General features: G+C 60.2%; 1 protein-coding gene. It reads right to left on the bottom strand.

What is annotated here, in order from left to right; translation table 11 throughout:
* On the bottom strand, nucleotides 1-244 hold a 244-nt coding region (locus WP12_RS08535), incomplete at both ends, for a hypothetical protein (RefSeq protein ID WP_046193294.1).

Consider the following 244-nt stretch of genomic DNA (forward strand, 5'->3'; position numbering starts at 1 on the left):
TTTGCTTCTGATCCAGTCCAGGGCCGCCAGCACCGGACGCCACACGGCGTTGTTCGACCGGAACTCCAGTGCCGAAAGCAGGCTTGGCAGCATACGGCGATAATGCTTGGCCCATGACCTCCGCATCCCCTTGTAGATCCGCCGATCCAAGGCGCCCTTTGCCTGGCTTTCCTTGATGATCGCCGCCAGTTTGTCCTTGCCGGCGATTGGGAAAATGACATCGCAGATGCGCCCGGATGGATCG

Source organism: Sphingomonas sp. SRS2 (assembly GCF_000971055.1).
Taxonomy (GTDB): Bacteria; Pseudomonadota; Alphaproteobacteria; order Sphingomonadales; family Sphingomonadaceae; genus Rhizorhabdus.